This is a genomic window from Labrys sp. 22185, assembly GCF_052045555.1.
GTDB lineage: Bacteria > Pseudomonadota > Alphaproteobacteria > Rhizobiales > Labraceae > Labrys > Labrys neptuniae.
This window is the reverse complement of sequence record NZ_JBQEPH010000034.1, coordinates 1-26,601: the sequence shown is the minus strand read 5'-3', so window position 1 is coordinate 26,601 and position 26,601 is coordinate 1. Positions and strand designations below refer to the sequence as shown.

General features: G+C 58.9%; 28 protein-coding genes. 14 read left to right on the top strand and 14 right to left on the bottom strand.

The features are described 5' to 3' along the window. Positions 1-85 precede the first annotated feature (85 nt). The 8 genes from ACTJKX_RS32805 to ACTJKX_RS32770 are packed head-to-tail and all read right to left on the bottom strand — an operon-like array spanning position 86 to position 6,511. Positions 86-1,120, bottom strand: coding sequence for a type IV secretion system protein (locus ACTJKX_RS32805; protein WP_440727831.1), 1,035 nt, complete (start codon positions 1,118-1,120; stop codon positions 86-88). Between the two features lie 28 nt (positions 1,121-1,148). Continuing rightward, entirely contained in the window at positions 1,149-1,316 is a 168-nt protein-coding gene (locus tag ACTJKX_RS32800) for a hypothetical protein (RefSeq protein ID WP_440727830.1), read from the bottom strand. 29 nt (positions 1,317-1,345) lie between these two features. Next, positions 1,346-2,080 carry a type IV secretion system protein gene (locus ACTJKX_RS32795; RefSeq protein WP_440727829.1) on the bottom strand — a complete coding sequence of 245 codons (735 nt, stop codon included), beginning with the start codon at positions 2,078-2,080 and terminating at the stop codon, positions 1,346-1,348. A 12-nt stretch (positions 2,081-2,092) separates the two neighbouring features. Continuing rightward, positions 2,093-2,893, bottom strand: coding sequence for a hypothetical protein (locus tag ACTJKX_RS32790; protein WP_440727828.1), 801 nt, complete (start codon positions 2,891-2,893; stop codon positions 2,093-2,095). A gap of 4 nt (positions 2,894-2,897) precedes the next feature. Continuing rightward, positions 2,898-5,318, bottom strand: a complete 2,421-nt coding sequence (locus ACTJKX_RS32785; RefSeq protein WP_440727827.1) for a VirB4 family type IV secretion/conjugal transfer ATPase — start codon at positions 5,316-5,318, stop codon at positions 2,898-2,900. 13 nt (positions 5,319-5,331) lie between these two features. Continuing rightward, positions 5,332-5,631, bottom strand: coding sequence for a type IV secretion system protein VirB3 (locus ACTJKX_RS32780; RefSeq protein WP_440727826.1), 300 nt, complete (start codon positions 5,629-5,631; stop codon positions 5,332-5,334). Between the two features lie 11 nt (positions 5,632-5,642). Beyond that, positions 5,643-5,969 (bottom strand): TrbC/VirB2 family protein, encoded by a 327-nt coding sequence (locus ACTJKX_RS32775; RefSeq protein WP_440727825.1) that lies wholly within the window; start codon positions 5,967-5,969, stop codon positions 5,643-5,645. Continuing rightward, on the bottom strand, positions 5,966-6,511 hold the full coding sequence (locus ACTJKX_RS32770; protein WP_440727824.1) for a lytic transglycosylase domain-containing protein: 546 nt from the start codon (positions 6,509-6,511) through the stop codon (positions 5,966-5,968). The genes ACTJKX_RS32775 and ACTJKX_RS32770 overlap by 4 nt, the downstream gene beginning before the upstream one ends. Before the next feature lie 1,129 nt (positions 6,512-7,640). Here ACTJKX_RS32770 and ACTJKX_RS32765 point away from each other — a divergent pair. The 7 genes from ACTJKX_RS32765 (at position 7,641) to ACTJKX_RS32735 (ending at position 12,799) form a co-directional block, all read left to right on the top strand. Beyond that, positions 7,641-7,919, top strand: a complete 279-nt coding sequence (locus ACTJKX_RS32765) for a hypothetical protein (RefSeq protein ID WP_440727823.1) — start codon at positions 7,641-7,643, stop codon at positions 7,917-7,919. A gap of 13 nt (positions 7,920-7,932) precedes the next feature. Next, entirely contained in the window at positions 7,933-8,523 is a 591-nt protein-coding gene (locus ACTJKX_RS32760; protein WP_440727822.1) for a hypothetical protein, read from the top strand. Positions 8,524-8,713: 190 nt separating this feature from the next. Continuing rightward, positions 8,714-9,271, top strand: a complete 558-nt coding sequence (locus ACTJKX_RS32755; protein ID WP_440727821.1) for a hypothetical protein — start codon at positions 8,714-8,716, stop codon at positions 9,269-9,271. 12 nt (positions 9,272-9,283) lie between these two features. Then, a complete protein-coding gene (locus ACTJKX_RS32750) occupies positions 9,284-10,033 on the top strand; it encodes a hypothetical protein (protein WP_440727820.1) in 750 nt (249 codons plus the stop codon). Between the two features lie 70 nt (positions 10,034-10,103). Further along, on the top strand, positions 10,104-10,682 hold the full coding sequence (locus ACTJKX_RS32745) for a thermonuclease family protein (protein ID WP_440727819.1): 579 nt from the start codon (positions 10,104-10,106) through the stop codon (positions 10,680-10,682). A gap of 1 nt (position 10,683) precedes the next feature. Then, positions 10,684-11,358 (top strand): hypothetical protein, encoded by a 675-nt coding sequence (locus tag ACTJKX_RS32740; protein WP_440727818.1) that lies wholly within the window; start codon positions 10,684-10,686, stop codon positions 11,356-11,358. Positions 11,359-11,968: 610 nt separating this feature from the next. Continuing rightward, complete coding sequence (locus ACTJKX_RS32735; protein ID WP_440727817.1) at positions 11,969-12,799, top strand: helix-turn-helix domain-containing protein; 831 nt, start codon at positions 11,969-11,971, stop codon at positions 12,797-12,799. On the opposite strand, the gene ACTJKX_RS32730 is transcribed toward ACTJKX_RS32735, so the two are convergent. Genes ACTJKX_RS32730 through ACTJKX_RS32720 form a run of 3 tightly spaced genes read right to left on the bottom strand, consistent with a single transcriptional unit; the run spans position 12,789 to position 16,932 of the window. Beyond that, positions 12,789-14,441, bottom strand: a complete 1,653-nt coding sequence (locus ACTJKX_RS32730) for a hybrid sensor histidine kinase/response regulator (RefSeq protein ID WP_440727816.1) — start codon at positions 14,439-14,441, stop codon at positions 12,789-12,791. The two genes, ACTJKX_RS32735 and ACTJKX_RS32730, sit on opposite strands and share 11 nt — an antisense overlap. A gap of 35 nt (positions 14,442-14,476) precedes the next feature. After that, positions 14,477-15,109 (bottom strand): molybdopterin-dependent oxidoreductase, encoded by a 633-nt coding sequence (locus ACTJKX_RS32725; protein ID WP_440727815.1) that lies wholly within the window; start codon positions 15,107-15,109, stop codon positions 14,477-14,479. Beyond that, complete coding sequence (locus ACTJKX_RS32720; protein WP_440727814.1) at positions 15,040-16,932, bottom strand: beta-N-acetylhexosaminidase; 1,893 nt, start codon at positions 16,930-16,932, stop codon at positions 15,040-15,042. Before ACTJKX_RS32720 ends, ACTJKX_RS32725 begins: the two co-directional genes overlap by 70 nt. A gap of 196 nt (positions 16,933-17,128) precedes the next feature. Here ACTJKX_RS32720 and ACTJKX_RS32715 point away from each other — a divergent pair, with 196 nt between their 5' ends. The 6 genes from ACTJKX_RS32715 to ACTJKX_RS32690 all read left to right on the top strand — a co-directional run bounded on the left by ACTJKX_RS32715 (position 17,129) and on the right by ACTJKX_RS32690 (position 23,138). Beyond that, positions 17,129-17,545 carry a hypothetical protein gene (locus tag ACTJKX_RS32715; protein WP_440727813.1) on the top strand — a complete coding sequence of 139 codons (417 nt, stop codon included), beginning with the start codon at positions 17,129-17,131 and terminating at the stop codon, positions 17,543-17,545. A 660-nt stretch (positions 17,546-18,205) separates the two neighbouring features. Continuing rightward, the gene (locus ACTJKX_RS32710; protein ID WP_440727812.1) at positions 18,206-19,063 is read left to right on the top strand and encodes a helix-turn-helix domain-containing protein; all 858 of its coding nucleotides are present in this window, start codon (positions 18,206-18,208) and stop codon (positions 19,061-19,063) included. 308 nt (positions 19,064-19,371) lie between these two features. Further along, a complete protein-coding gene (locus ACTJKX_RS32705; RefSeq protein WP_440727866.1) occupies positions 19,372-19,989 on the top strand; it encodes a recombinase family protein in 618 nt (205 codons plus the stop codon). Then, positions 19,989-20,474 carry a hypothetical protein gene (locus tag ACTJKX_RS32700; RefSeq protein WP_440727811.1) on the top strand — a complete coding sequence of 162 codons (486 nt, stop codon included), beginning with the start codon at positions 19,989-19,991 and terminating at the stop codon, positions 20,472-20,474. Before ACTJKX_RS32705 ends, ACTJKX_RS32700 begins: the two co-directional genes overlap by 1 nt. Before the next feature lie 1,261 nt (positions 20,475-21,735). After that, positions 21,736-22,059: a single-stranded DNA-binding protein gene (locus ACTJKX_RS32695; protein ID WP_440727810.1), complete on the top strand. Its 324-nt coding sequence runs from the start codon at positions 21,736-21,738 to the stop codon at positions 22,057-22,059. A 683-nt stretch (positions 22,060-22,742) separates the two neighbouring features. Beyond that, entirely contained in the window at positions 22,743-23,138 is a 396-nt protein-coding gene (locus tag ACTJKX_RS32690) for a single-stranded DNA-binding protein (RefSeq protein WP_440727809.1), read from the top strand. Positions 23,139-23,365: 227 nt separating this feature from the next. On the opposite strand, the gene ACTJKX_RS32685 is transcribed toward ACTJKX_RS32690, so the two are convergent. Next, complete coding sequence (locus ACTJKX_RS32685) at positions 23,366-23,668, bottom strand: hypothetical protein (protein WP_440727808.1); 303 nt, start codon at positions 23,666-23,668, stop codon at positions 23,366-23,368. Continuing rightward, complete coding sequence (locus ACTJKX_RS32680) at positions 23,665-24,342, bottom strand: AAA family ATPase (protein WP_440727807.1); 678 nt, start codon at positions 24,340-24,342, stop codon at positions 23,665-23,667. Before ACTJKX_RS32680 ends, ACTJKX_RS32685 begins: the two co-directional genes overlap by 4 nt. A gap of 1,346 nt (positions 24,343-25,688) precedes the next feature. On the opposite strand from ACTJKX_RS32680, the gene ACTJKX_RS32675 reads away from it, so the two are divergent. After that, a complete protein-coding gene (locus tag ACTJKX_RS32675; protein WP_440727806.1) occupies positions 25,689-25,883 on the top strand; it encodes a hypothetical protein in 195 nt (64 codons plus the stop codon). Positions 25,884-25,915: 32 nt separating this feature from the next. Here ACTJKX_RS32675 and ACTJKX_RS32670 read toward each other — a convergent pair whose 3' ends face one another. Beyond that, positions 25,916-26,287, bottom strand: coding sequence for a hypothetical protein (locus tag ACTJKX_RS32670; RefSeq protein ID WP_440727805.1), 372 nt, complete (start codon positions 26,285-26,287; stop codon positions 25,916-25,918). Between the last annotated feature and the right edge of the window lie 314 nt (positions 26,288-26,601).

The following is a 26,601-nucleotide window of genomic DNA, read 5'->3' as shown; positions in this document are numbered from 1 at the left end:
ACTTTGATCAATCAGCCGCAGCCCCCGCGGCCGCGACCTCGTGCTTTGAGCCCGCTGGCTTCCCCAAGCCGGCGGGCTCAAGCCATCACGAGCGAGCCGACTTCACGGCTGCTTCCAGGGCGGCGTTGCGCCCAGTCCAAGCGTTGCGCGCTGCATTGACGCCATAACCGACGCCTCGCGCACCCTGCAGGGCGCCGGCAGCAATCCCGTATCCGGTGGCGTTGCGAGCCAGGGCGGCTGCTCGCAGCATCGGCGAAACGAGCCGGCCGGCCTCAAGCCGTGCGCCACCGACAATGCCAGCGGCGATATTGGGCGCTTGCAGCAACAGATAGGAGCTGACACCGCACATCAGCACGAACGGGGCGACAAGCGTCATGTCGACGGTCGCGCTGCCATCACTGATTTGTGCAGCGAGCTGATTCATGGTCGCATTGAGCGTCACCAGCATAATGCCGAGAATTCCGTAGACGACGACCGGAAGGACCAGGCCGTACTGGAACATCGTGGTCATCCAGCCGGTGAACATGCCTGATGTGAACTGAAACAGTGCCATGGCGATGAAAATTGGAGCCGTTGCCAGCATCAAGAACAGCGCCATCTTGCCCAGGATCAAAAGTGCGGCGGCGATCGCGAGCAATAGGCCAACAATCACCAGGATGACGATGCCAAGGATCATCAGCCCGACGCCCGTCCATCCGCCGGCGGCAGTGATGTTCCTGGACGCTTGCTGCGCGGTAGCCCAGATATTGCTCAGCGCCTGAGACATCGAACTCGAGCTTTGATCGCAGCCGGTAGCCTGCACCGCGCTGCAAACGGTTGCGGCAACGCCGTTCGGCGTCTGGATCATCACGTCTGCAACGAGCGGCGAGAAGTTGGTCCAGGAGAACGCCATCATATAAATCAGCGCAATTCGCCCGACACGCCAGGCGAACACGCTGCCCGACAGACCGACCCGGCCGGCGATCATTTCATAACCCCACCACACGACGGCGATGGCGGCAAAGGCCCAAAAGATTGGGGCGAGAGATTGCGTGAGCGCCTGATAGAGCTGCTGGACCATGGAATTGCCCAACGAGTCGATCCGGCCAAACAGCGCCCCGAAGATATCAGCTGCGTTCATTCGAAGTCTCCAACCGCAATGCGGGGCGTCAGTTGACCGATCGCATCGGGCCGCATTTGGTCGCGGCATAGGCGGTGCTCGACCACCAGTCGGCGGCCGCCGAGCACGGCGCCATCAAGTCCTTGTGTCCGGCACAGGCCACCAGCAGGAGGCCTGCACCGGCAAGCAGAACGGACAGGGCGAGTTTCCTCGCCATGCCCTTGGATCGATTGGCTTGCCGGCCCATTACTGGCCCTCCCCCAGGAAGGTTGCCTTGCTCGGGTCGTAGGACATGACCGATGCTGCCTTCGCCTGAGCCGCGAGCTCGACCTGCTGCTGGGCATTCAGCGCAGCATTGTTGGCATTCATCACGCCGATCAGCTCGTTGACGGTTTGTCCGTTCTGGATTTGCAGCTGACTGTTTTGATCGATCGACCCCTTAATATCCTGAGCCGTGCCGATCTGAGCCGACGCTGCGGTGAAAGCTTGGGTGCGCGACATCGCGCTTTGCTGAGTGCCCTGCACCATTCCGGTCAGGGCCGCTGCCGTATTCACCGCGCCCTGATAGGCCCGATCGGGACCGCTCAGGTTGGCCATGTTGGTATTGCCCGAAATGGTCTTCACCAGCTTCAGGCCGTTGAGCACTTGAGTGGCGACGTTCGCCAGAGAACCCAGATTTCCCCAGCTCATCTGCCCGCTCGACAACAGCGAGCTCATGTCCGGCGCGCCGCCCATCGAGAAGCCGTTGCCAAGTGCGGCCTGGGCCAGGTTACCCGTCTGTCGATTTCCGGTTACCGCCGCCAATGTCTTGTTGACGGTCTGCAGGATCTGCTGGCTCGAATTCATGATCGAATTCGTGTTGCTTGCCGTCTGCTGGGTCTGCGACAACACCGCCGCATCGGTAACCGGAACCTGCGCATGCGCTGTTGCAGCGGTGCAGATCAGTCCGGCAGCCACGAGAATAGATCGAAGAAACTTCATGATGTGCTCTCCTTACTGTCCGGCGATCGAGCCGGTATCGACGTCGCCGGCCTGAGCCGCCGACTGGATGGTGTTGAGATTTCCGGCGACATTGCCGTAGGTGGTCTGGCCTTTGTCGACGGTCTGCTGATTGTCGGGTGCGGAAGATTTGGGCGCGACGAACCCAGCCTTGGCCTGGTCATAGGTCATGACCTGAGCCTGGGCCGCCGAAGCTGCCGTTTGATCCATCAGACGTTGGTTCTGCAGCGCCAGCCAGCCATTCCCGGTTTGCACTGCCTGGTTCCAGGCCGCACCAGTGCCAACCCGAGTTCCGCTGTTTTGATCGAATGCCGCCTGGATCCCGTTGGCACTTCCGATCGCCGAGCTGGAGGCCTGCCAGTTGGAATTGTTCTGTTGCAGGGCAGAAGCAATGGCTGCGGCTGCGGCCACGGCCTGGACGACATTCCTGCCCTTTAAAGACTCGATCGATCCAGCAACCTGCAGCACCGAACCGAAGTCGATGCCGTTGACGACGCCGTTGTTGCCGATATTTCCGACCGCCGGGATGGTGTAGCTGCCGCCAGCCGAACCGGTAACATTGGCCGACCCGACTTGCCCGGATTGACCGGCGTTTCCGGGCGTGGATACCGAGCCGTGGATCTGCTGTTCGGGCTGTACGGTTGAATCCGTCGCGGCCCTGGCCTTCGCCATGCAGTTTGCGATGCCGGTCTCATCGCTAAGCCGCTTTGCGTCGCTCACCGGCACTTGCGCTAAAGCCGGGCAAAGGAAGCCCAGCATCAGCGCTGCCGCGAGGAACAGAGATTTCATCTGCATCGTGCTAGTGCTCCTTCTTCCAACCGCAAAAGTAGGGAAGCCATTCCTCCGGATCGTCGCCGTAGCGGGCCCGCAGCTCCGCGCATTCGGCAACGCGCTCCGGGGTTCCGGACAGCACCTTGACGAAGTCGAGCATGTGGGAGAGGTCCAGGGTGGCAATGACAGAGTCATTGTTGTGCCGGATAAGGAACTGCCTCATTTCCGGCGGCGTGGTGCGGACGAACTCCATCTCGGCGTCAGTCAGACCAAAGCCTTCCTTCTGATAGGATTCCTCGTCCGCCTTGGGATTTGGGAAAAACATGTTGGTGACGGACTGTTCGATGATCGTGCGCGCCATCTTCGAGCGCACGATATCGGCAGCCGACTGGGTGCCGAATCCGACCAGCCCCTTCAGCTTACGAATGGTCTTGAGCTTGTCGTTGAGGAACCAGGAGAACCGCTCGTCATTGAGGATCTTCCAACCCTCGTCGATGAACATCATGAAAGGCCTGACGCCGTCGAGCATGCCCTCGATGCGGTGGAAAATGTAGCCGAGCGCCGCTGAGCGAATGTCGTCATCATCCAGGACCTTGGTCAGGTCGAAGCCGATGATTGCCTTTTTCGCGTCGAAGCGGTCAGTTTCATTGTTGAATAGCCAACCGCGCTGATTGAGCCAGATATCGAAACGAGAGCGCAGGTCGTCATGTCCTTGCCGCTCGCTGCCGGTCAGCAGCTGGCGGACCTCGTGGAACCGGCGCTTTTCCTTGGGCACCTGGAAAATCTGCTCGACGGCCTGCTCAATGATCTTTTCTTGTTCGACCGTGAGCTCCGCGCTGCCGCGTGGCCGCACCAGTAGGCGCAGCAGCTGGAGCACGAAATCACGATCAGCCGGCGTGTCGTCGACCTGCAGAGGGTTGAAGCCCGTCGCGACGCCTGGTTCCAGGACTTCATATTGCCCGCCAAGCGCACGGATGAAAACTTCGCCGCCACGATCCTTGTCGAAGAAGGCGCAGGCCGGTTCTGGCCGCACGCGAAGAGCCTGCGACATCAGGAATGAAAGAGCGACTGTTTTGCCCGAACCCGTGGGGCCGACAACTGTAAAGTTTCCGACCTGCCCAACGTGGAAATTGAAATAATAAGGCGTCTTGCTCTTACTAAGGAGCAAGGAGATTGCTGGTCCCCAATGGTTTCCTGTCGATTTGCCAACGGCGTAATTATGGAACGAGGCGAAGCCAACATAGTTGGCCGAAGAAATCACGGGATTCCGGGCAATGAACTCGAAGTTGCCGGGCATCTGTGCCCAAAATGCCGCTTCCATATTCATGTCTTCGCGGACGGAGACGATGCCCTGGTTCTGCACCACCTTGATTAGGTCGGTGACGCAAGCCTCCATGGCTCGAACGGAGTTGCCGAGAGCCATCAGCGTAAAATGATATTTCCCGTTGACGGCACGGCCGGTCACGATCTCGTCCCGGGCTTGTGCAACCTGCTGCATGAGCTCGGTGCCGCGTTCGTCTGACGACTGCAGCTGCCGTTCGACGAGGTTTATGTGCTGGATGGACTCGGCTCGATCGGCCAGTGCGAACGACTGCGTGGCAATGAACTCACCGTCAATTTTCAGGAGCTCGTCGAACACGCCTGAAAAGGTTCGGTCGGTGAATTCCCGGATCCCCAGCATGGCGCCGAACCGCGTTTGCTTGTCTACGGGGCCGCGCAACTCCAACTGCCGCTTGCCGAACGAGATCCGCCGCGTCGGCAAGTACTCATCGAGCGGCATGCGCGGCAGGAGCATCTCCTGCGGTACGCCGCCATTCAAAAATTGAGCTAGAAATTCCACCGGCTCAGAGCGAACCCTTCCTCGCTCGTCCTTGATGACAGTCAGCACCCGAGCGCCGATGGAGGCCATGTCGCGGGCAAAGTTCGCCGTGTTCTGTGTCAGCTCGGCGACGGCCTCCCTCTCCAGGAGGTCCTGCGACACGCCGGCGCCCTTGCGGAAAAGCCGCATGATCTTGTCGGCCGCGCCAACCTTTCCGGCAAAACCCTTACGGATCAGCGTTAGATAGAGATCGTTGACGTAGAGGCGCTTTGTGCGAAGGCCGTCCATATAGCGATCGTTGAGCTGGCGGGCGAACGCATTTTCAAAAGAGCCAAGTGCAACTGGTTCGACGACACGCCGCACGATATGCGAATAAAGAGCAAAACGGCTGTCGCCCAGGCTCCGAACGAAGATGTTCCGGATCGCGGCTTTCTGGTCGATTGTCGATTGATCCGCCGTATCGTGGCAGAAACCCTCGACCTTAATGAATTGCATGAAGAGGCCATCCTTGGTCCGGATGGTCTCGTTGTTGATGTGACGGGCGTAAGGGACCTTCTCGGAGACGCTCTTTTCGCGTCCGATTTCGCGGCCATATTGCAGGGAGGTTCGTACGGGGCGCGCTAGGCTCACGGCTTCAATCCGATCAAGGGATGTAGGAGTTTCCGCCCCAGAACGAACGGTTCGGGACGGGAAGGCATTTCTTCAGCCACACCGAGATGATGTCGATGAACCTCGGATCGCGGATGGTGAGGATGTAGAGAATGGCGTGGATCGGTAGGAACAGGAGCAGCGCAAATATGTTGCGGCTCTGCAGGAAGATCATCGAAACGATCATCGCCTCGAAAATGAACGCGCCGCGTGGCACGCCCCACACGAGTGTGGGGCGTGTCAGCGGCAGGATCAGGGGGGCGACTTCAACGGGCCTGTCCGGCTGGTAAGCCATCGACGCGCTCCTCAGCCGCCACCCAGGCCGCCGCTCATGCCCTGGACGATTTGAGCGCCGCCGAAAATGAACACGATGCCGACGATCACAGAGATCGCCCCGGCCCAGGGGATGATGCCGCGAAACGCGATGAACCCGAGGACGGCGATTGCAATCGTTGCGCAAGTTACGGCGAACGATCCGGTCATGAAGCTCAGCACGTCGCTTGCCATTGTGTTCAATGGCTGGAACGCTTGCGATGTCTGCGCAAGGGCGGGGTCAATCTTCCCGACAGCCAGCACAACAAGCAGTGCCAGCATGCCAAAGTGCACCGCTCGGGTGCCGAACAGTTTGGTCATGGATTTGAATCTCCGACGTATAGAACCTGGCCGCCAATCCATTGGTTGGCGGCCGTTTTGCTGGGGTTTGCGAGGTTGGGGTCGTTAATCGGCTTGATCTCTTGAGCCGAGGCTGTGCCGGTCTGCTGGCCTTGCGAGGCTTTTGCAGCCGTATTCTTCCGTCCGCGTTGCAACGCGTTCGGAAAGTCGTAATAGGCGTTCGATACCGCCGCGACGTACTTCACGGTCTCGCGGAAGTCCGGTATGCCCTTAGCGTTATAGACGCTCCTCTGCCCTGCATTGTAGGCGGCGAGCATCAGCATGACGTTGCCGCCGAACTCCGCGTGCAGGTCTTTCATAAAGGCGATGCCGCCGCGAATGTTCTGGGCGGCATCGCAGGCGTCGGTCACATTATAAAGAGCAGCTGTGCTCGGGATCAGCTGCATGATCCCGCGGGCTTCTTTCGCCGAATTATTGTTTTGCCCAAATCCGGACTCTCGGCCGGCGATGGCCAGGGCAAGCTTGGCGTCCGCGCCCTGCCGCGCGGCTTCCTCGCGGATCATGGCTTGAACCTTTTCCACCGGAAGCACGCCATTTGGGCATCTCGGCGCCTCACCTGAGGAACCGCCAGTCGGTTCGGAACTCGTAACAGAATTGTTCATGGGCTGATTTGGTTTTGTTCCAGCATCATTGACCGGCTCTGAGGCGGTAACTTTGACGGCTGGCAGCCTCACACTCTCGAATGACGCATCTCGTGCCCAAGCGTTCGCTAACACCATCGTTGAAGTGCTTACGAATATTGGGACAAGTACAGCGAATTGCTTTCGCCTCATGGGCGGAATTCTCCGATTGCTTTGGGCACCTCGACTGGCAGCTAGGTCACGACCCCGCGCCATGCGTCGAACACCATCATTACACTCCATTATTGATTTGAACAAGTTTGAAAAAATGCATATTATTCATGTGTGGCTTATTTGTCGCAGGGTTAATGAGGGACGTTTCACAGGGCGCTGAAATCCGCTAGCTGTAGCCGATGGCATGATTAAGCGGCTATGAATGTCCGATATTGGCGCCGTATCTGAACTTTTTTGATCGTTTTGGACGCGATCGTCGCTTCTCTCGCTTAAACTGAGTGTTTGGAGAAAATAGGATGAATATGAATAATAGGAGCTTGCTAACAGGCGGGGTCATTGCAGCTGTGGCGCTTATTCACAGTGTGGATAACGCCCGCGCGCAAGACGCCTCCTTTGGGTGCAAGGTGCTGCTGTGTTCCGCCGCCACCAGCCCGAGCTGGTCGGGAATTCCCTACTGCGTCCCAGTGATGCAGAAACTCTTTCACGATCTGGCAAAGGGCCGGCCGTGGCCGAGTTGCCCGGAAGGGGGGACGCAAGGACCCATTCGCTACGAGCCGTATCTCCCCTGCCCGTCGGGCACGACCCCAGGAACTATGGCGAGCTTCGGAGGCAAGGATGGCGGGGGTGGCGGGTTCACTGCCAGCGGCCAGGGCGAACTGTGCGGAAAGCAGGTCCGAGTTCCCGGATCAGTGAAGGATGGCGGCGCGTCTACCCAATATGTAACCAGCCCCCGGCCGAGACGACCTGATCCTTACTCCATTGTCATCACGCCCAAAGGCGGCCAGCCCACCACCTTGTGGTTCTCGCTATAGCCGCTGTGCCACCATCAGGAGATACCATGCGCTTAATAGACGGACGCTTCGGCTACCGAGACTGCTACGAGGCGGGGGCGGGTTTCACATGGCTTGCTGCCTTGCCGGTTCTCGCTGCCCTCGGCCTGGTTTTCGGGCTAGTCTGGATCTCTGCCGGCTTCCACGCCGACGCATCTTGGCTGCACTTCCTTGGAGCCCTTGCCCTGATCGCGATTGCCGCTCTCCTGACTGCCGGCATCGCCATTTCAATCGTAGCCTGGGTCGCACGGATCTTCACCCGCGTCGTGACGGTGTTTCGTGGCTAAAGTTCGGACTTGGATGATCATCGCGGCGCCGCTCCTTGCCGCGAGCTTTGTCTCGTTCGCGTCGACCGCGAAGGCTCAGGACAATGAACCCTCCCCACTTGATGATCCGCAAGCCTGGCGACCGATCATTTATGCGGACCTGTCCACGGTCACCCCTGACAACGCTGCCTACGCCGAGTTGTGGGCGCAAGATCTCGCGGCCAACGACAAGTCTTACGGCCCGTCGGCTTCTCAACCTGGAGGCCACGCTCCAGCGACGGAATCTCACATGGTGGTGCGAGGAACCGACAAGGTCGCCGTTGTGAGCATTCTCAATACGGCGACCGGCTGCACGTCCAAACATTACGATGCCAGCGCGAATGTCTCTGTAAAACTTTGCCCGCTCAAGATCGCGATCTACGCCGGCAACCAGGTTACCGTCACCAGCGGTCGCAAGGGCTGCATTCTGGAGACAGTTGACCCGACAAAAAACCTACAAGCGGGCGGCACTTTCGTCGCATACGATCCCAAGGGACGCTCGTTCCGGCTTGGGACGCTTATCAATCACGAGGCTGTGCCTGGTTGCTCTGCCAATATTCCCCTGCAGGAGAAGCTTTTGCCATGACGGCTTTATTGCTTAGGGCCTGCCCTCAACGCAGGGTCAAGCGGCGGCCGCCCAGCTTCGGCGGTTTCATGACCGCCTGCAGCCGGTTCCCCGCGCTGCCGCTTGACCCTTTGTACACCCGCGTTCCGCACGTGCTCGGAAATCAGGACGGAGCCTGCTTCGCCGAGACCATTGAGAAGGAAGACCGATAATGCGCAAGTTGTGTTTGCTGATCGGAGTTTCGGTAGCATCCGCCTTCGTGGCCACTGCGATAGCTGCGCCTGCCAAGGAACAGCGGCTTTTGGCTCATACCGTCGATATTTCCGGCAAGGATCCCAAGAACGTTCAGCTGCAGATTTGGGCCGACCGCCTGCCTCAATTGAAGAAGGCGCGCGAAGTCGTTCTGAGTGCGCAGCCATCTGCAGGTTTTGTGGCGGAGTTCTTTTCGACGGCCTTCGAGAGCCCGAAGGGACGGATTATCGTCAGCGTCGTCAATGACCAGTGCTCGACATCGTCGGCTACCCAAAACGATCTCTACTGCCCGGCCCGTATCGTCCTCGACAAGGGCGGCAAGCTCCAGCTGCTGAAGCAAGTCGACGACTTCGACGTCCATATGGTGCGCGGCGAACAGGGCTATGACACATCGTCGAACAACAGCAAGACGGACGCCACACTCGTCTCGTTCGATCCCGCTTCTATGCAGATGAAGGTTCGCACCTTCGCGGACGGTCGGGCCGAGGCCGACGCTGTCAATTATTCCTTGAACTAGGAGGCACTACGCATGCTTCGATCCGTTCTTGCGGCGAGCGCCGCCATCGCCTTGTTCGTCCAACCCACGATCGCCTTTGCCGCCTGCCAGGTCGTGTCGGCGTCTGACGTTTCCAATGCCATTCGCAATTCCTCCACAGCGAACGGCACGCTCCAGAACGCGTCATGTGATTTCGGTGGCGCCGCCATGGCTGAGTCCGGAGGCAATACCTGTGCGTCCAACGGCAACAACTTTGGCGTTCTGCAGTTGACCCGCAGCAACCTTCCCGCCGGGATGACGCCCCAGCAGTATTTGAACCTCCCGCTGCAGCAACAGGTCGACATTTGGGCTCAGCAGGTCGGCAACTCCAACACGTCAGGCGGTTACGGGTCGCTCGTGAACAACGCATCGATCGGAGGGACGCCGGTAACCGCCGGCATGAAAGCGGCCTGTTTCCAGTTCGGCCCCTTGATCTGCAAGAAAGATATCGAGTTCATGCAGGCGAACAATGGGCAATGTCCGAGTGCCGGCAATGGTGGCGTGCGGGCCACGGGTGCGACGTTGCGCAATGGCACGGCGAATCTCGACGGCAATAATCAGAGCATTTGCTCATGGGGCGGCGCGATCCAGGGCAAAATCAACCAGGCCGCTGCGACCTGCAAAAGCGGTGGAAGCTGCATGGTCGGCCCAGGCGACCTGCCAACCAACACGACGACACAGGTCGCCTCGAACACGCCCGTTCCGGGTGCCGGCGACATCGTCGTGAATGGACCGATCGGCTGAGCCCACTCCCCGGCTCTCTCTCCTTGGGCGGCCCAGTGCCGCCCCCCTTTTTTTGTGGGTATATGCCGACATGATGCGATTGTTCCGTTCATCGCTGGCAGCCATGCTGGTGGTCGCTCTCTCAGCCCCGGTGCTGGCACAAGGTAGCGCTCCGCCGCCGCGGCCGAGCAACGTTTTTCCAATTCCGCAAACGGGTGTGAATTTCCTCACCGGCGATAGCTGGGAGCAGCAAGGGCAACGGTTGCGGCTCTATGGCGTTCAGTCCTGTATTCGTGGCACCTTTTTTACCAACGCCGCAGGCGTGCGGCAGGATTGCGGGGAGGCTTCCCTGGCAGTTCTTGCGGCGCTCGTTAGAGATACTAGGCCGACATGCAGCGCTGTCGCTCAGATCCAGGCATCGGCGAGCGGGCCAGCTGTCACGCTGGTAATTTGCTCGGCCCATATAGGTACCAACACCCTAGATCTTGGGTCGGTGTTGATCGCGCAAGGTTTTGGCTTTGCAGCGTTCACAAATCAGGGGCAGCCAGTGTACAAACCCTATCAGGTGGCCGAGCAGGTGGCCCAGCGGCAGAAGACGGGTTTGTGGGCATTTTCAGATTTCACGCATCCGAACGCGATCTTGTTCCAGGCAATGCGCTCGGGTAAATGACATGAGTATGTCTGAGGATAACGCGACAGATCGCGCCAAAACGAACAAGTACCATCGTCAGTGGGTCAAGCAGGTGCTGGGCGACAAAGTCCAGACTTATGCTCATATCGACCCGGCCGTTCATGCTCGAGTGCAGAAACTTGCCGAGCGGCAACAGAAGCGCATCCCGCAGGTTATCGGCAGCCTGGTTCTTATTGGCCTGGAAGTGTTGGAGATGATGGAGCCGCCGGCCGCGCTCGCTCCGCCTGCGCCGCCGTCCAGGGTGGATATGACAGCGCTGACACCCCTTGTCCTGGCCTCGCGTTTCCCGAAGGATTCCGAGGCCACAAGGTATCGGATGCTAGGCACGCTCAATCTCATATATATGGAGTCGCTGAAAGGGAGTGCTCCGACGGGCAATCAATTGGCCCGGCTGGCGGAGACGTCGACCACTCATATGAATCTGACGACCCGGGTTCTTGAGCAGCGCGGCCTTATCGAACGGACCTCGACGAACTCTGGCGTTGGCGGGAAGCGTTCATTGACGCTGCGGATCCGAGAGGACGCCGCGCAGGCCTTCAATGAAGCTCATATGATAGCGACCGGAGAGCCAATCAATCCGGGAGCGCAGCCGCCGACACCCGTCAAAAAGAGATCACGCTCAAAGAAAGATGCTAGTTCCGGCGAGGAGCCCTGACGCGCGAAAGGTCCCGGATCAATCCGTCCAAGAAATTGAGTCGATGCGCGGCAAGTTCCGACCATGCATCGACGGCCTTCTCCAAGGCATCCTTGTTCGATGAGCCCCGTCCGAGCTCTAGAAGTATTTTGGCGTAAGCCTGCAATAGATCAGGATCATGGTGCGAGAAGTTGGCAATCGAGCTCCACCCTTCTGCCGAGGTCACCGACGGAACGTTTCCGTTGATTTGCAGCTTCGTCTCGTGCAAGCCCATGAAACCTGTAGCCTCCGCCGGTGTGATCCCGAAATTGCAATCTGAGATCGTCCGGCAAATGTGAGCGTCACGCGCGCGCTTTTTGGCTAAACGGGGCGCGTAACGATCGTTTTATCGGCTGTGCTGCTTAAAGCAAGCATTTTCTTTGGAGTTTGCCGCACTCGGCGTCTATCGTTACGGCATTGCTTTACCGTCTGTATAACTACTTAGTTGGTCCCAGCGCGACACGGCGATTCTACTATGATACCGCTGTCCGAAAGGGTCCGCGGTAACCGGTTTCCACCTCTTCAATCATGAATTATGAACGAGGTGACGTCGCCGCCATTTGATTCTTCCCGTCTCTATGAATAGGCCAACATGGTTGACCAGCCAGCGCCGCCGATCGGCCACGAACCGTCTCTAGCAGCGCAGTGCATTCGTGCCCTGTTGGAACGGCACGCGATCCCCAAACATAAGCACTCAGCCGTCGTAACCGAACTTCTGGGACTGTCCTATTCGGCCGGCAAGCGCCGCCTCACGACGAACGCCCCATGGTCCTTGGAGGAGTTGAGGACGCTTGCCGAGCACTTCGGCGAGTCCCTGTCGGATCTCGTCACCTTGGGGGAAGATAATGCAATTTCGGCGACGATGATTGTCGACTCTCAGTCGTTTCCTTGCCGAATTGTGAAAGGTAGGAATTTACTGCCGGCGCGCCCTGGGCAGCTGGTTGCGGTGCAGGTGGATTCCGCGTGGCAGGTCGTGGTTTCGACTCCGGACTTGTCGCTCCCGGCCTTTGATGTCGCTCGCCTCATGTACCGGTCGACAAAGAATGCCCCACGAGTGGCGATCCTGGATGACCACGCAGATACGACGGCGACCATTCTCGACTATCTGCGTTCAATAGGGATGGACGTCGAAGGATTCGAGTCCCTCGAGGGGATCGCCGAGGCGGGTGAGTTTGACGGGTATGTGCTCGATTGGGTAATTGAGAAATCCAACCGCCGCGAAACCGTTCACGAACTGATCAGGTCAATTCGCGCGCGCGATCCTTCCTGCCCAATCATCGTCTTGACAGGACAAATGCGCGGCGGTGGCGCCGACGAGCAGGATATCGCCAGTGCGCTGGCACGCTACAATCTCAAATTTTTCGAGAAACCCGCTAGCATGCCGATAATCGCTGCTGCATTGGCATCGGCCTTTAGAACCTGAGTATATCAGTCAGCCGATCTCGTGGCACTGGCTTATCAAGAACCTGGTCGAACAACTTGATATCGGCATCGAGCAGGTTCGCAGATGCGGACAGGGCAACCAGTTTCGCCTTTCCGTTAAGGGCCTGGTTGCGGATCTGCGTTGCCAGCTCAAGGCCAGACATTCCCGGCATTTCAAGATCGATGATGATCGTTCCATAAATGTGGGCAGCCACATGGTTCAGAGCAGCCGCGGCTGAGCTCGCCGTATCGCAGGTGTGGCCCAGACTGCGGCAGACGCTGGCTAAACCCTCCAGGAGATCGGGTCTGTCGTCAACGATCAGAACCCTCCCCTCGACGGCGTTAAGCCGGGGCGGTTTGTCGCCGGCGACAACCACCGGAACACTTACCGAAACGACGACCCCAGCTCCTTCCCCTCGTTCGGCGTGCAGGGTAGCACCCATTTGCCGCACAAGGGTCTGAACGACCGCTAAGCCTATCCCGCGTCGTGATGGCTGGCGAGAGGAGGCAACATCTGCCCCTTTGTTGAGCGCATCCAGCAAAGGCGGGTGAAGCCCGGGTCCCGTGTCACTAATCTTGAACAGAACCCGCGTTTCGCGGTCTCCCCTTAGCTCCGCTTGGACCGATACGCTGCCGCTTTCGGTATATTTGATGGCATTGCCAATCAAGTTCTGGAGGATCTGTTCGATCCGCGCGCCATCGGCGACGACGAAAAGGCCATCCGGCACATCAACATTGACCGCTAACCCTTTTTCCGCAGCCTGGAGACGCAATGGCTCGATCACGGCGTGCACCAGTTCGCTGGCGTCAAATACGTCAGGGCGCAATTCGATCCATCCGCTGTCGGCCCGTGCGAGCGTTAGCATGTCCCTAAGCTGCACGGTCAAGCTATTGGCTGAACGCCGAATTCTGTCTGTCCATTCCACCTGCCCGGCCAGGCCAGGCGCCCGCTCGATCATGTCGAGGGCCGAGACGATGCTTTGCAACGGCGAGCGGAGCTCGTGGCTCACCATGCCTAAAAAGCGCCCCTTGGCATCGACGGCTGCTTTCTCCGCTTCCAGTGCCTCACGTTGACCGGCTGTTGCTCGGCGTAGGCGAACGTAGAGAAACCAGACCCCAAGCAGAAGCAGGAACAACACAGCGCTCGCCCAAAGCAGGATCTTTTTGTCGCGTTCAATTTCACGAAGCGTGGCTTCTTGTTGATCTCCGTCCTTTATCCAGCCTTCATTGCTCAATCTCAATAACTTTGTATTCAGTTCATCGAACTGGGGCAGAAGTTCGCTAGCGGCATTGGGGGAAACATTGCTTTCGATGCTTGGGAGTATTCTCGTGGCGAACTCTATCAGAGTCGGTTCTACCGCAGCATATCCGGGGATTTTTCTGTATGTGTCATTCAGTTCCGACGGCCGGGTGATCAGATTTATACGCGAAATAAGGACATCCACTTCAGTCCGGAGCTTATGTGGAGGAACGCTCGCGCCGGCAGCGACCAGGAGAAGATCCGTCCGAACATTTTGAAAGGCGACGTTGGCTTGCGCACCCGGCCAATAGAAGGGACCGGCCTCCGGCCTACTGGCCCAGAAGCTGTGAAAACCAAAAGCGTCTCGACCTATATATGTGAGAGAGCCGAACGCTGCGCCCACAATGAGGATACCTGCTCCCCACTTTGCTGCCCGTTTTAGTCGACGTCGATTCTGCATATCTGCCAGACATATTTCGAAATGGCCGACGGGGTGTTCAACTCATCTGGGTAGGCGTCGCGCGGGAACATGGCCCATACTGGCCCGAAATCCTTCACCTGCAACCTTTCCCCATTCATGCTGTAGGCGCCGATCGCTCCGTACTTCTTGGCTTCCTCGATATCAAGATCCGCGGTGAAGTCGTTGAGTGCCCGGAGATGCATCACCTTCCCGCTTGCTCCAGCCTGGCTGATGATGTCCGTCAAAAGGGGTCCTTTGAAAGTTGAGGTCCTTGTCCAGGGTGTTGCGGTCGTGATTTCTCGCGAGCCCAGCTTCAGGAATTCATCCTCGGTAAAGTCATAGGTCTTCGTCTTCGCATTGTTGGGCTTGCTGACGTTTCCGCCAATCGTAAGAAAAACGCCCGGCTGGCAAGCGCCGTCGGCGGAAGCCGGCGCCATTTGGAGGAGCAGGGCAGCGACCATAGCGGGGCCGAAAAACACACTTGATCGTAGCATTCCCATCTTTTCCTTCCCATTCGACTGCGCCAGCCCCATCGGCGCTACTAAAATTGCGGGCAGAGGCCCGCGTTTGCTTGGAACCGGTCCCATGCCTTTGAACTCGGCGGCGTCCATGCCGATTCCGCGATCGCGGCAAGGCGTGGAAACGCGAGCAGGTTCAGAAGATCTCGGCCGTCGATGTGCTCGGTCCAGATGCACGCTTGCACGCCCAAGAGACGCGCTATTGTTTCGTCGCCGAATCCGCTTCCGGGCTCGTAGGCATAGGTTTGGCGAAGCGTCGCTACTCCTGCCCAGGTGGCACCTAAATCATGCCAATCCTGTCCTTGAGCCATATCGAGGTAATAGGCCTGACCTGGGGTTACGACTACCCTGTAACCGGCATTTGCCAGCTTGGCGCCGTTATCGAATGACCTCCATGCCATGAGAACAGGGGGAGACCCTTGAACTTGGGGCTCACTTCCGACCTCATCCCAGGCGCACATCTGCCGACCGCGGATCGACACCAGCTCTTCTACCTTCCGCATAAAGCGGGTTTGCATTGCCGTCGTTTCGAAGGGGCAGCTTTCCTGGTTCGCGAAGGACTTGGCGGCGGGCGACTCGAGCCAGGCGCCTGCAGGAACTTCGTCGCCGCCAACATGGATGTAGGGCCCGGGGAAAAGCGGGAGGATCTCGTCCAGTACCGTTGCCAGGAAGCGGTATGTCGATGCCAGTCCCGGATTCAGGCAGTTGTTCGCGTAACCGTGCACCGAGCGATAGCTCTCAGGCGGCTCGCGTGGGTCAGTCAACTCCGAAAGTGCGGCGACAGCCGCTTTGCTGTGCCCGGGTACGTCAATCTCGGGCACAACGGTCAATCCCAGGTCGCTGGCGTGGGCTACGATATCGCGTACTTCATCCTGGCGGTAATAACCTGCGCTGGGGCCAAAGCCCTCCGACGGCCGAGTGCGACTAGGTCCAGCCACGGCTTCCGACGAGCCCTGCCCTGTCAAGGCAGGAAGCGATTTGATTTCGATCCGCCAAGCCTCGTCGTCGGTAAGGTGCCAATGGAAAATGTTGAGCTTGAACCAGGCCGCGACATCGATCGCTCGCATGACATCGTGCGGGCCAAAGAAATGTCGCGCGGTATCGAGCATCAAGCCCCGCCATCCAAACCTGGGGCCATCGATGATCCGCCCCGTGTCAGGAAATCCGAAGGTCCGCGGATCTCTTCTGGATCCGCGCAAGAGCTGTGCGAGCGAGATCAAGCCGTATCGGAGACCAGGAACGTCACCGTAGACCAGGTTGATCGCGCTCGAGGAGAATTCCAGCCTGTAACTCTCGGGATATTTGTCGGCCTCGGGCTGCAGGCGCAGAGCCCTTCCCCCTGGTACATCTGCCAAGGCGAACGGAAGTCGTTCGACCGGAAACAGCCGTTTGTGGAGTGAATTGATCTCCGCAACCGCTTGCCGTTCGACGAGGGTTTCATTGCCATTGACCACCAGTACAATGTGGTTGCCATCAGCTTGGGTAACCGCAACCTCTGCCGGCCATGGCACAAGTGCCAGCCTCAAATTTTCCGCTTCGCCATTCGATCTCCCTCGCGGCGAGGCCTGACCGAGTGGCGACAAATGCAGGTCCCCAACCTCGACCGGGTGGCGCGTTCCATCCGGCAGATTGATATATGCAGATCTCGGACCATCATTCCGGCGCCTGGCCGGGAAGCAAACTTCATCAACGACGAAGCTCCACGCCTCGCCGGGGCAGAAATTCGATCCGGCCGGAGGCCTGAATTCCTGATCGCTGCCCGACAGCCCGATAAGCTCGGCATTCACGCAAGCGAGCTTATGCGCGGGCCGAGTGACAGTCGTGATCGACAGCGTGAAGTTGGCGAGATTGGCCTCGCCAAGATTGATCAGTCTGTAGGAGACGGCGCCGCCTTTTCGGCCCTCTGTGTCCCACAAGCTCTCCAACCAAAATTTCGTAGTCAACTGGCAATCTCACGCGCTGGAGCGGCGGGACAAAAGTCCCACCGGGAAACCGATCCTCTAAGCGGTCCTCCAGCCGCGTGAACCAGCGCGGTGATCCTCACGGGCCCCTCGCCGGCTCATGTAGCTTTCATACCGAAAATACGTACAGTGACCAAGATCGCGTTGGCCCATGGCCGAAACGCAGTTTCCATTTAAGTCATACGGCGTTGTAAAAACTATGCAAACGGAATATGCCTTGGTGAGAGCCGGCCTGGTCGCTGTCCTGGTGGCAGCTGCCGACCGGATTTTCGCCGAGGGCAATATGAAGTATTCCGGCGCTCAATTGATGCAGCAGCTCGGGCTCTATACGACGATCATTGTGATGACGGAGCACGGCGAGGAGGTGAACGCCGGCACCCTGACTGAGCGTACGCGGCTTCACTACATGACCGTCAATAAGATGCTGAAGTCGCTCTACGATGCCAAAATCATCGGACGCACCCAGGTTCAGACATCGCACGGTGGTGGCAGAAAATATATCTATCATCCCTTGGTGGACATCCGGGTGATGGCGGAAGCGCCTCAAAGCGGGATCCCATCGACCTGACAAATACCGCGCGGCGTTGCGGCCAAATCCGGCGTTCACCTTTCGGAAAGCGACCTCCCCTTACATTTATGTTGTAGCGCGTAGTGGGGATGGGCATATTGTGCCCAGTAGCCGAATCGCGAATTCAGACGCAGTCTTCATGATAGTCGGATCGGGGGCCGGAATTTTGGGTTTTTGCGACTCAGTGGAAACCGGTTACCCTTTCGGCCAACATCGAGGTGCCTATGCGACACATCCCTACTGCGAAGAGCCGGAGCGTGATGCAGAACCGTGCCAGCAAGCTGCAACGGGGCTTCAAGCGCATTGAGCTAATAGCGCCCCTCGATCTTGAGGAGGCCTTGGCTTCCTTAGCGCAACGGTACGATCTTACCCGACAGGAAGCAGTTACACGGATCTTGTCGGCGTATCTCGCCAATCCGAACACGGAGGTGCTGACGGAACGCCATCGCTGACGGCCCAAATAGAAAGGCCCCAGAGCGCCAACTCTGAGGCCTTTGTTTAGAAAACTAGCTCAGCCAGGAAATTGCCACTGCCGGGTGGCGCCGTCCATGGAGATAGCTAGCAACCTAGCCAGTTGTGAAGCTATCGAATCTCCATGTCAGCGTCAAGACAGTTGCGATTCTCTCGACGGCGGAGCTTTGCCCGAAAGGAACCGCCTTCATGGAGCGGAACGATAGCTTGCGACCTGGCTTCAGGCGCGGGACGGATAAACACGTCCCCCAAACTTTGAATAGCACCTACCCTGCCACTCTTTTTGATGGTCTTCAATCAGCAGCTTCTGCAGCAGGCATTGGCCTCGCGCGCGTGCACGCGCACACGCGCGAGGGAACGGCTGTACCGCGCACCCCCGTTCGGAGACATTCCTACCGGGCGCATCATTGCGAAGCGGGTATTTGGCGCCGGACGACCCGCCAGGAGACGCAGCAGATTGTTCGAGCCGCGAAGCGATATGATCGCGAGGGGCGTCAGCCAGGCACGCGGTCCGGCCCGCTCGGGGGGATAGCAATTGAGCTTATCGAGTTGCTCGCGAATTTGGTCGATTTCCGGTCTGGACGCCTCGATCCGTCCATCGACACAATTATGAGGATGCTACGCCGATCGCGCGGTGCTGTTGTCTCAGCCCTTAAGGCGCTGCGCGACCACGGGTTCCTCGATTGGATGCGCCGGTATATTCCTACCGGCAATGAAGGACGTGGACCGCAAGTCCAGCAAACGAGCAATGCCTACAGGCTTTCCCTTCCTGAGCGTGCCCGCGCCCTGCTGGGCCGATTTGCCAAGGCAGTTCCCCTTCCCATTGATGTTGAGGATGCCATAAAGCAGCGCGAAAGCATGCTCGCCAGTCACGAGGCTCAATTGAGCCTAGAGGAGCTGCCCGCGTTCCTTCACGGAGACACGGCGCTTTCGAAATCACTTGCCGCCCTCGGAGCGCTCATTGGCCGTAAACGTGAGTCTATTAAGCAGACTGAATCCCCACCTATTTCTATATCTAAGAGCGAGAAGATAAGCGGACAGCCGTAACATGAAGCCGCAAAGGCCCTCCGGGCGACCTACGGTCGTCGCCTAACGGCGACCAACGCGGCTTCACGGCTGAACATTCTGCCCAACACAGCACCACCTGAGTTTCCAATTGGCTTCCAATGAAGCCAAGCCGAACCCTCGCGCCCTTCCCGGCATGGGTGTCTCAAAAGAAAGGAGCCGAACCCAAAAAGAGGCGTAGATTTTGAGACCACTTTTGATACATTTGATGGGGTAGATATACCCGTCGCTCTGGAGAAATGGCCGCGGTCTTAAAAACGGCCGTTTTTAAGAAAGGCGTTTTCAAAAAAATGCTCTTGGGATATGCGCGCGTATCAAAGGCTGACGGGTCGCAGTCGGTTGACCTTCAGATCGATGCTCTGACCGCCGCCGGCGTCGCGCGCGATCGCATCTATATCGATCACGCGTCCGGCGTTCGGGAACGCAAAGAATTTGCCGCCTGCTTAAAGGCCTTGCGGCCAGGTGAAGACACCCTTGTGGTTTGGAAAATAGACCGCCTGGGCCGTGACGTCAAAAGTCTCATGTCTTTGATGGAGGATCTCGGAAACCGGTCCATTGGACTGCATGTGCTCTCCGGGCTCGGAACCGCAATGGATACAACCGCGCCGACTGGGCGGTTTGTTTTCGCCATTGTGGCCGCCATCGCCGAGTATGAACGATCGCTGATCCGGGAGCGCACGCTCGCGGGGCTCGAGGCTGCCCGGGCTCGTGGTCGCCTGGGCGGCCGCCCCAAAGGCATGACGGCGGCAAAGCTTAGAATGGCGGCCGCGGCACTGAGCAATCCGCAGACCAAGATTCAGGACATCTGCTCACAATTCGGCGTATCGAAAGCCACGCTGTATCGCTACTTGGGCCCGGATGGCAGCTACCGCCCCGTGGCTCTTGCCGTCCTCGAAAGCGAGAAATAATGATCGAGCATGCCCTCCCCCATCTGGCGACACAAAGGTCAGCTGCCCTGGAGTTGCGGCTCAATCATCCAGACTGGATTGCAGTGTGCCTCGCACTTCGTGACCTCGCCGCCTGGCAACAGCAGGCCGCGGCCGACATCTCCGCCCTTGATCTCACCTCTCCGACTACCTGCGCGGCGCTGCGACACGCCATTACCTTGGCGCAAAGCACTCTTCTCAGCCTTAGGTTCACGATCGAGAATGCCCTCAATAAGCGTGGCTTGTCGTCGGCTGCCGCCTCAACTGACCGCAGCACTCGCGTTTTGGTGCGTCACTCCGCTCTATCTTCCCTCGCACCGATGTTGATGGATCATGCCGACTGGTTATCGACCTTTCCTGACGAGCGCCTCTACGCAAAGGGCCTCGGGTTGCTTGCAGCAAGGATTAACGAGGCAGTCTCCTCCCAGCTGCAATCTGTCGATCGACAGGCGCCGGTGCCGTTCTAGGTTGAACTGATGATCCTTCTCATAGGCAATGGACCGATTTCAGAGCGCGCAGCGGAGACGATGGCTGACGCCACCTTCGTCGTCCGTTTCAATGAATGCCGAACCTTCGAGCTTCTGCCGGGCACGACGCACGCCCTCGCGGTCTGCAACACGGGGCGACCTGGTCGTGTCATGTCGGAATCCTTAGCATGGAGGACTCATCAGGCTACGACCGACGCTGGGGAGATTTGGTGTGTGCGAGAGCCCGGGAAGTTTCGCGAAATTCGGGATGGTCTAGTGAGACTGCGGCCTGAGCTATCCGACTTTTGTGATGACTACACGCCCGCATTCACACAGTTCGCGGCCGACCAAGGAAAGAAGACGGTTGTTTTGGACCGTCAGGTCTACGACGAGGTTGACCTGTCGCTTCGGCAGCTCACCCTAACTGAATACGTCGCGCCTAGCAGCGGGATTTTAGCACTGTACTACGCGTTGAAACGCTTTCGCGACGCTCCGCTAGTCCTAGCAGGCTTTTCCCATACTGGTTGGCAGTGGCACCCTTTCCCGGCAGAACGAGATCTCGTTGACCGGCACATACGTTCGGGGCGGGTGCAACGGCTGTAGGAGGCTTAGAACACGTCGGGCGGGTTTGTCCGGGTCTCTCCGCTGTCGATCCCCTCCCCGTCCGACAAGGCTTGAATGCTGACGAGGCGGGTCGATGTCATTCGCTACACCTAGAGGTGGCGGTGCTGGCCAAATAAGGAGGGCTGTTGCACGGTTCTTCCCGATGACAACAGCCCAAAGTGGCCTCTCCTAGGGTAGTGGCGAGTTCCGGATTCTTTCAGCTCGAGCATTTCGATCCGGTAAGTGATATCTTGCGCACTTAAATAATATCGCTTATCGTTCGGTTGAGCAAGTGGATTGCCAATGTCGCTCTGCGCCGCGCTGGTGCGCCGCGTGAAAGTTATTTTGCTCTGCATCGCAACAGCAACACCGGGCCCAGAGTGACACAGATGAGTCGATCACGCGTGCTGGTTGGGAAATTCTTTCAAGTGGTTGCAATCATTGGCATGTTTGCCGCTGCGTTGCTCGTTGCCATTTCCGGTTTGGGGCCTCTGGGGGGCGCTGTTCTCGCATTGGTCGCGATCTGCTTTTACTTTCTTGGGGCGGCCATATTGTCCACGACAAATGACGCGGCCTAGATCTGACTCGAACTCTCGCTGTCGCGAGAGATATGTGTGTAATAGAAACTATCTGTAGGGCATAGTGTGGCAGGGCGCCGATGGCATACCTCAATCGATTCCAACTTATGGGCAACGTTGCTTCCAAGCACGTCTATGATAATGCCGTGAAAATCACGATAGCGACTGAACGGGCTCCCGCAGAGGGCCGGCAGGGTAAAGCAACGGATTTCATCCAAGTCACATTATTGTCGGAGAAACAGCGCCTATGGGCAGCTGATCATGTCGGCCGCGGCGCTCGGGTTTATGCCGAGGGTCGGATCCAGTCCACCACCTTTCAACAGAACGGTGAGACCCGTTACGGCACCGACTTCGTCGCCAGCATTTTTGTGCTTATGGCGGCAAAGGACGTCGAAGCGGAATAGATGGGGACGAACAACCGTTCCCCCGCCATTCCGGGCTTGTTGCGCGCCACCTGTGCCGAACTCCTAGCGTCTTGCCATTGCCCGGATTGCCGACCCCTGGTTCCTAGCCGGCAGCCCCTTCGCTTAGCGACAATCCGCGTCCCATGGCGAGGTTGGAAAAACCGCCCTTTGCCAATCCCCTCGCCGCCTGTCCTCGAGGTCGCCTTCGACCTTCGCTTGTTTGACTTGCCCTGCCCTTGGTTCGTTTCGCGCTCGTGGCCTGGCGCCCTCTATTTCAAGCATTCTCAGCTCAGCCCGTGGGAAATCCCGCTAGGCCGTTCCAGCTCGAGCCAGATCGGTGACCGTCACCCGCAGGGCCCTACCTATGCGTCGCGCCTAGCGAAATGGCCAAATGATCGGCAAGGATCCTCGTTGATAATGCCGTGCTGGTCTTGGCCCGGTGTGGGGCGCCGCCCCGTTGCTATCTACGAAACTTCCTCTATGGCCGCCGACCCGGGTTTCGTCCTTGCCCGGACACAATTTTCCCCTGCCCTCCGGGTCATTCCTCGCGAGGCAAAATTGCGCCGGCCGACAGGATCGGCGCTGCGCTTGACGGGCCAATGGCCCGCTCCACCCGGCTCTAGTGGCGGCCGGCGAAGGGTTTCATCGCAACGGGGCGGCGCCCCACACCAGGAGAGACCACCATGTACAACGAAGCTACGTTCCGCCTTATCGGCCGCATCGCCAAGATCAACCGCGCCGGCAAGACCCTGCGGGTGACGGTCGCCTCCAACTACTCGGTGAAACTCGACAACGGCGATTACGACGATCGGGTGCGCTTCAACACAGTGACGGTCTTCGGCCGCCAGGCCGAGTGGGTCGAAACGAAACGCCAGGTCGGCGATTTCGTCTTGGTCGAAGGCAACCTCGAGGACAGGAAGTACGAGAAGGACGGCGAGACGGTGTATACCACCGATCGCCTCACAAACACCTTCGAGCTCCTCTCCGGCGCCCCGGCCAAGAAAGAGGAACCGGCCAAGAAGGCGGCTGGAAAGGGCCGCAAGGCGGCTCAGCCGGAAGGGGATAACATCCCCTTCTAGAACGGCCGGGGGCGGTCTTCCGCCCCCTCCCCTTCTGATTCAGCGCGCCTGCCGGCGCAGCTCCGACGCAAAGCCGGCTGCGCAGCTCGCCAGACCAACCGCCACAAGGGCGGCAAAGGTCTGGACGTCTCCTCCGCCGGCGGTTTTTTCAGACGAGCTCGGCCCCGATCGACACGGAGCCTAACGGCGGCAAACAATCGTGCTGTCGAGGCTCCCTGCCCTCTCGCTCAGTCATCACCACCGTCGCGAACGACATGGCGCACGAGTTCACCGAAGCCCTCGCCGGCTTTTAGGCGATTGCGCTCGCAATATTCCTGGAACGCGTTCCAGTCGGCGATCGTCATCCGGATTGTCTTGTTGGTCATCGGTCCGCGGGAAGCCGGCCGAAAGGTGCGCACGGGCACCGGCGCAGAGCTTTGGACATGGAAACCCTGTTCCAGGGCGGCTCGCTGCGCGAGCACGTCCATGTCCTTCGACGGCCGCGCCGTCTTCGTCGGGATCTCGGAAAGTTTGCCGAAGGGGTCGGTCATGCTGCAGCTCTTTCTTCCATAAGCCAGGTCAGAAATTCTCTTGCGAACGCCTTCGCGTTCTTCTTCGCTGCCTCGAGGCCCGACAGTATGCTCGGATCCATCTCTTCGAGTGTCAGCTTGTCGGCGTGGATCCTCGAAAAAGCCGCTCGTTCAACCAAGGTCGCCTCGAGGCACGGAAGCCCTGCCCGTTTGGCGCTTTCACGCACCTGCTTTTCCTCGAGCGTGATGATCGCGGGGCTTGTCCGCACATACGCCAAGGCGTGTCGAATCTGCCGCCGAAACAGTTTCTCTTGGCTGCGCAGCAGCGTGAAGACGTCGGCGGCCTGCTCGGCATCGGCCTCTTTGGGCTGCAACGGGATCAGGACGAAATCAGCCCGGCTCATTGCCTCGGAAATCTCTTTGTTGGCTGAGCCTTGCACGTCAACGAACACGAACTGCACCTTTTCGGCCAGGTCGTCGATGATTTCGGTTAGATCGCTGCCAGGCGGCGGCGTCACGACTATGTCGGCGTGCTTGCTTTTTTTGGCAGCTCCCCATTTTGAGACGGTGCCGCGAGGATCCGCGTCGATGATGCGCACAGAAGCGCCTTCCGCCAGTAGGGTCATCGCCAGAACGAGGGTGGTGGTCGATTTTCCGCTACCGCCCTTCACATTCGCAGTTGTGATCGTGGGCATGAATCAGTCCCGTCCGTGAGGTTCAAAGCTTGCTGGGATCAGCCTTACGCCGATAGTGCCCGAGAGACCTTTAACATCTGGTTATTGTCGGGAAGGTGTCAGCTGGGCCTGATCCGGACTTGCTGGGAGTGGACCGATCGGATCTTTGTTGGTCCCGTCGGGATCCTGCAGTACATGACCCGTCAGTGCTGGCTCATGTTGGCAAATGTTTGCACATATAATGTTGGCAAATGTGGATGTTTGTCAGCCTGCCTCCGCCTTATCTGGGCGGGGTTTGAAAATGTCATCCTGTGCGTTGCTTATAGGTTCCATGCATTAATGATAGTGCCTGAGCTTTGTGGTGTTTGTGAACTCTTTCAATACCTTGCACTGCAAAGTTCTGCTAATGTCTACATTGGCGGGTTCGATATGGTCGGATTGGGTCCGTGTCAATTCCGGTCAGATATGAAGGTGCTGGGCCCGTCGGCTACGCCGACCGCGCTCTATTCGCTGCGCGAACGGAGCCTAAGGTCTCCGCCCATGCGGGTTACGATCGCATCGGGCGAAATCTCGACCGGCCGTTACCAATTTCGTAGGAATCAGCGCTAGTGTCGCGGGATTGAGCGGCAGAAGCAGCCGGGCCGAGCCAGCGGCTCACCATGGAGGATAGGCTTCCATGGCTGAGGCATCAGCCTTGCCGCTCAATCAGGGAAGATGACGATGTGGCTTATGCCGCTAAGCATCTCGTTTGAAATGAAAAGGACCCGGAGATCCTGGCAGATCTCGATCCGGGTCCAATTCATCATCTGACGATATCGGGGGTCGGGCTTCGGCCCGGCCTCCACCTGGAGAATATAGAGCAAAATGCCCGTTGTGCCAATGCGGCGGCGCTCGGAAGTGCGTTCCGGCTGGAGGCTACAATTTTGATCCTGCCGCCTCAGGCCTCGCCAGGCCGCTTCAGCGACCAACGATGCAGGACCGGGATCATCACGACCACCAGCAGGCCATAAAGCGCTGTAAATAGAGCCATCACGAGTCTCCTCTGTTGCTCGCCAACCGTCTCACGCCTCTACAGAGTGCGGTATACGGCACTTTTGACGTAGCGTCATGCCGGCCGGTCAGAGGGCAAACCTGCCAGCCGGGCCAGTCGGGAACACAAGAACATCCGCCTTTTCGACACCTTGAAGATCGTCATATCGCCGAACTGGACCGCGCAAACCTATTTTGCGAGGGCTACGCCGTCCATTCCACGCCTGCAACCCTGCTAGCAGGGTGCTCCACTTCGTTGCGCTCCTCCGGATGCAAGCCTGTCCTGGCCGGCGTTCAACGCCCGCGCGGTTTCCGCAATCCACTTCAGGAGAGTAGATATGACGATCTTCAAGGTAATCACCCGTATGCTCGCAAGCTTGCGCACCCGACTGGCCCGGCTGGCACGCCGCAGCACCTGCAGCATCAAGCTGACGCTCAGCCTCCCGCCGTTCGTCAAGCTGGAGATCGGCACCGAGGTGCCGAAGGCGATCAACGACAATCGCCGGAAGATCCGGCGACGCCGTTCGGCCTAACGGCCAGGCCGCCCTTCGGGGCGGCCTCGCTCTCAGCATCTCGCGATGCTGTTCGCGGCCTCGAGCACGCCGCCCAAGGCGGCAAGAGCATAGAGACGCCGATCGAACCGGCCCTGCCTCCCTATGCCAGCCACGGCCGCCTCCATGAGCGCCGCGACTGTCGTTTGCGCCGCCTGCAGGTCGGCGGTTCGGCTCATTGCCGCGACGATCGCCGCGGCCGGGCAGGGGAGGGGGCTGTCGCCCTGCAGATCGTTCAACGCTTCGAGCAGATCCGCGACCTGGGATTTCATGCGATCTGGGTGCCGATCGCGCTCCGCCAAGCCGGCCATCAACGCCGATGTCGGCAACAGCTCGACGGCAGCGACACACACATTCGCAAGTTCTTGCACACTGAAAATCGTCATTCCGGTCTCCATTGGCCGAGGAAGCAGGCCCCGCCTGCTTCCCGAGCTCGTGCGGAACAGCGGGTGTGCAAGCGGAAAGCGCCTTCGCGGGGAACCGGCTGCAGGGAGCGCAGCGACCGAAGCTGGGCGGAAGGTGCTTGGAGCGCGCCGATGGGCAGAGCCCTAAGCTCTGTTGCGTAGATTGATGGCCTGAATCCCACACTGGCATTCAGATCGAGATTGTGATGACGCCGCCGGCCTAGCCGGCTCTGACATGATCCTGTGCTGGTCTTCGGCCAGGCGGCGAATTCGCCGCGGCCGAAGGGCAGGGGAGA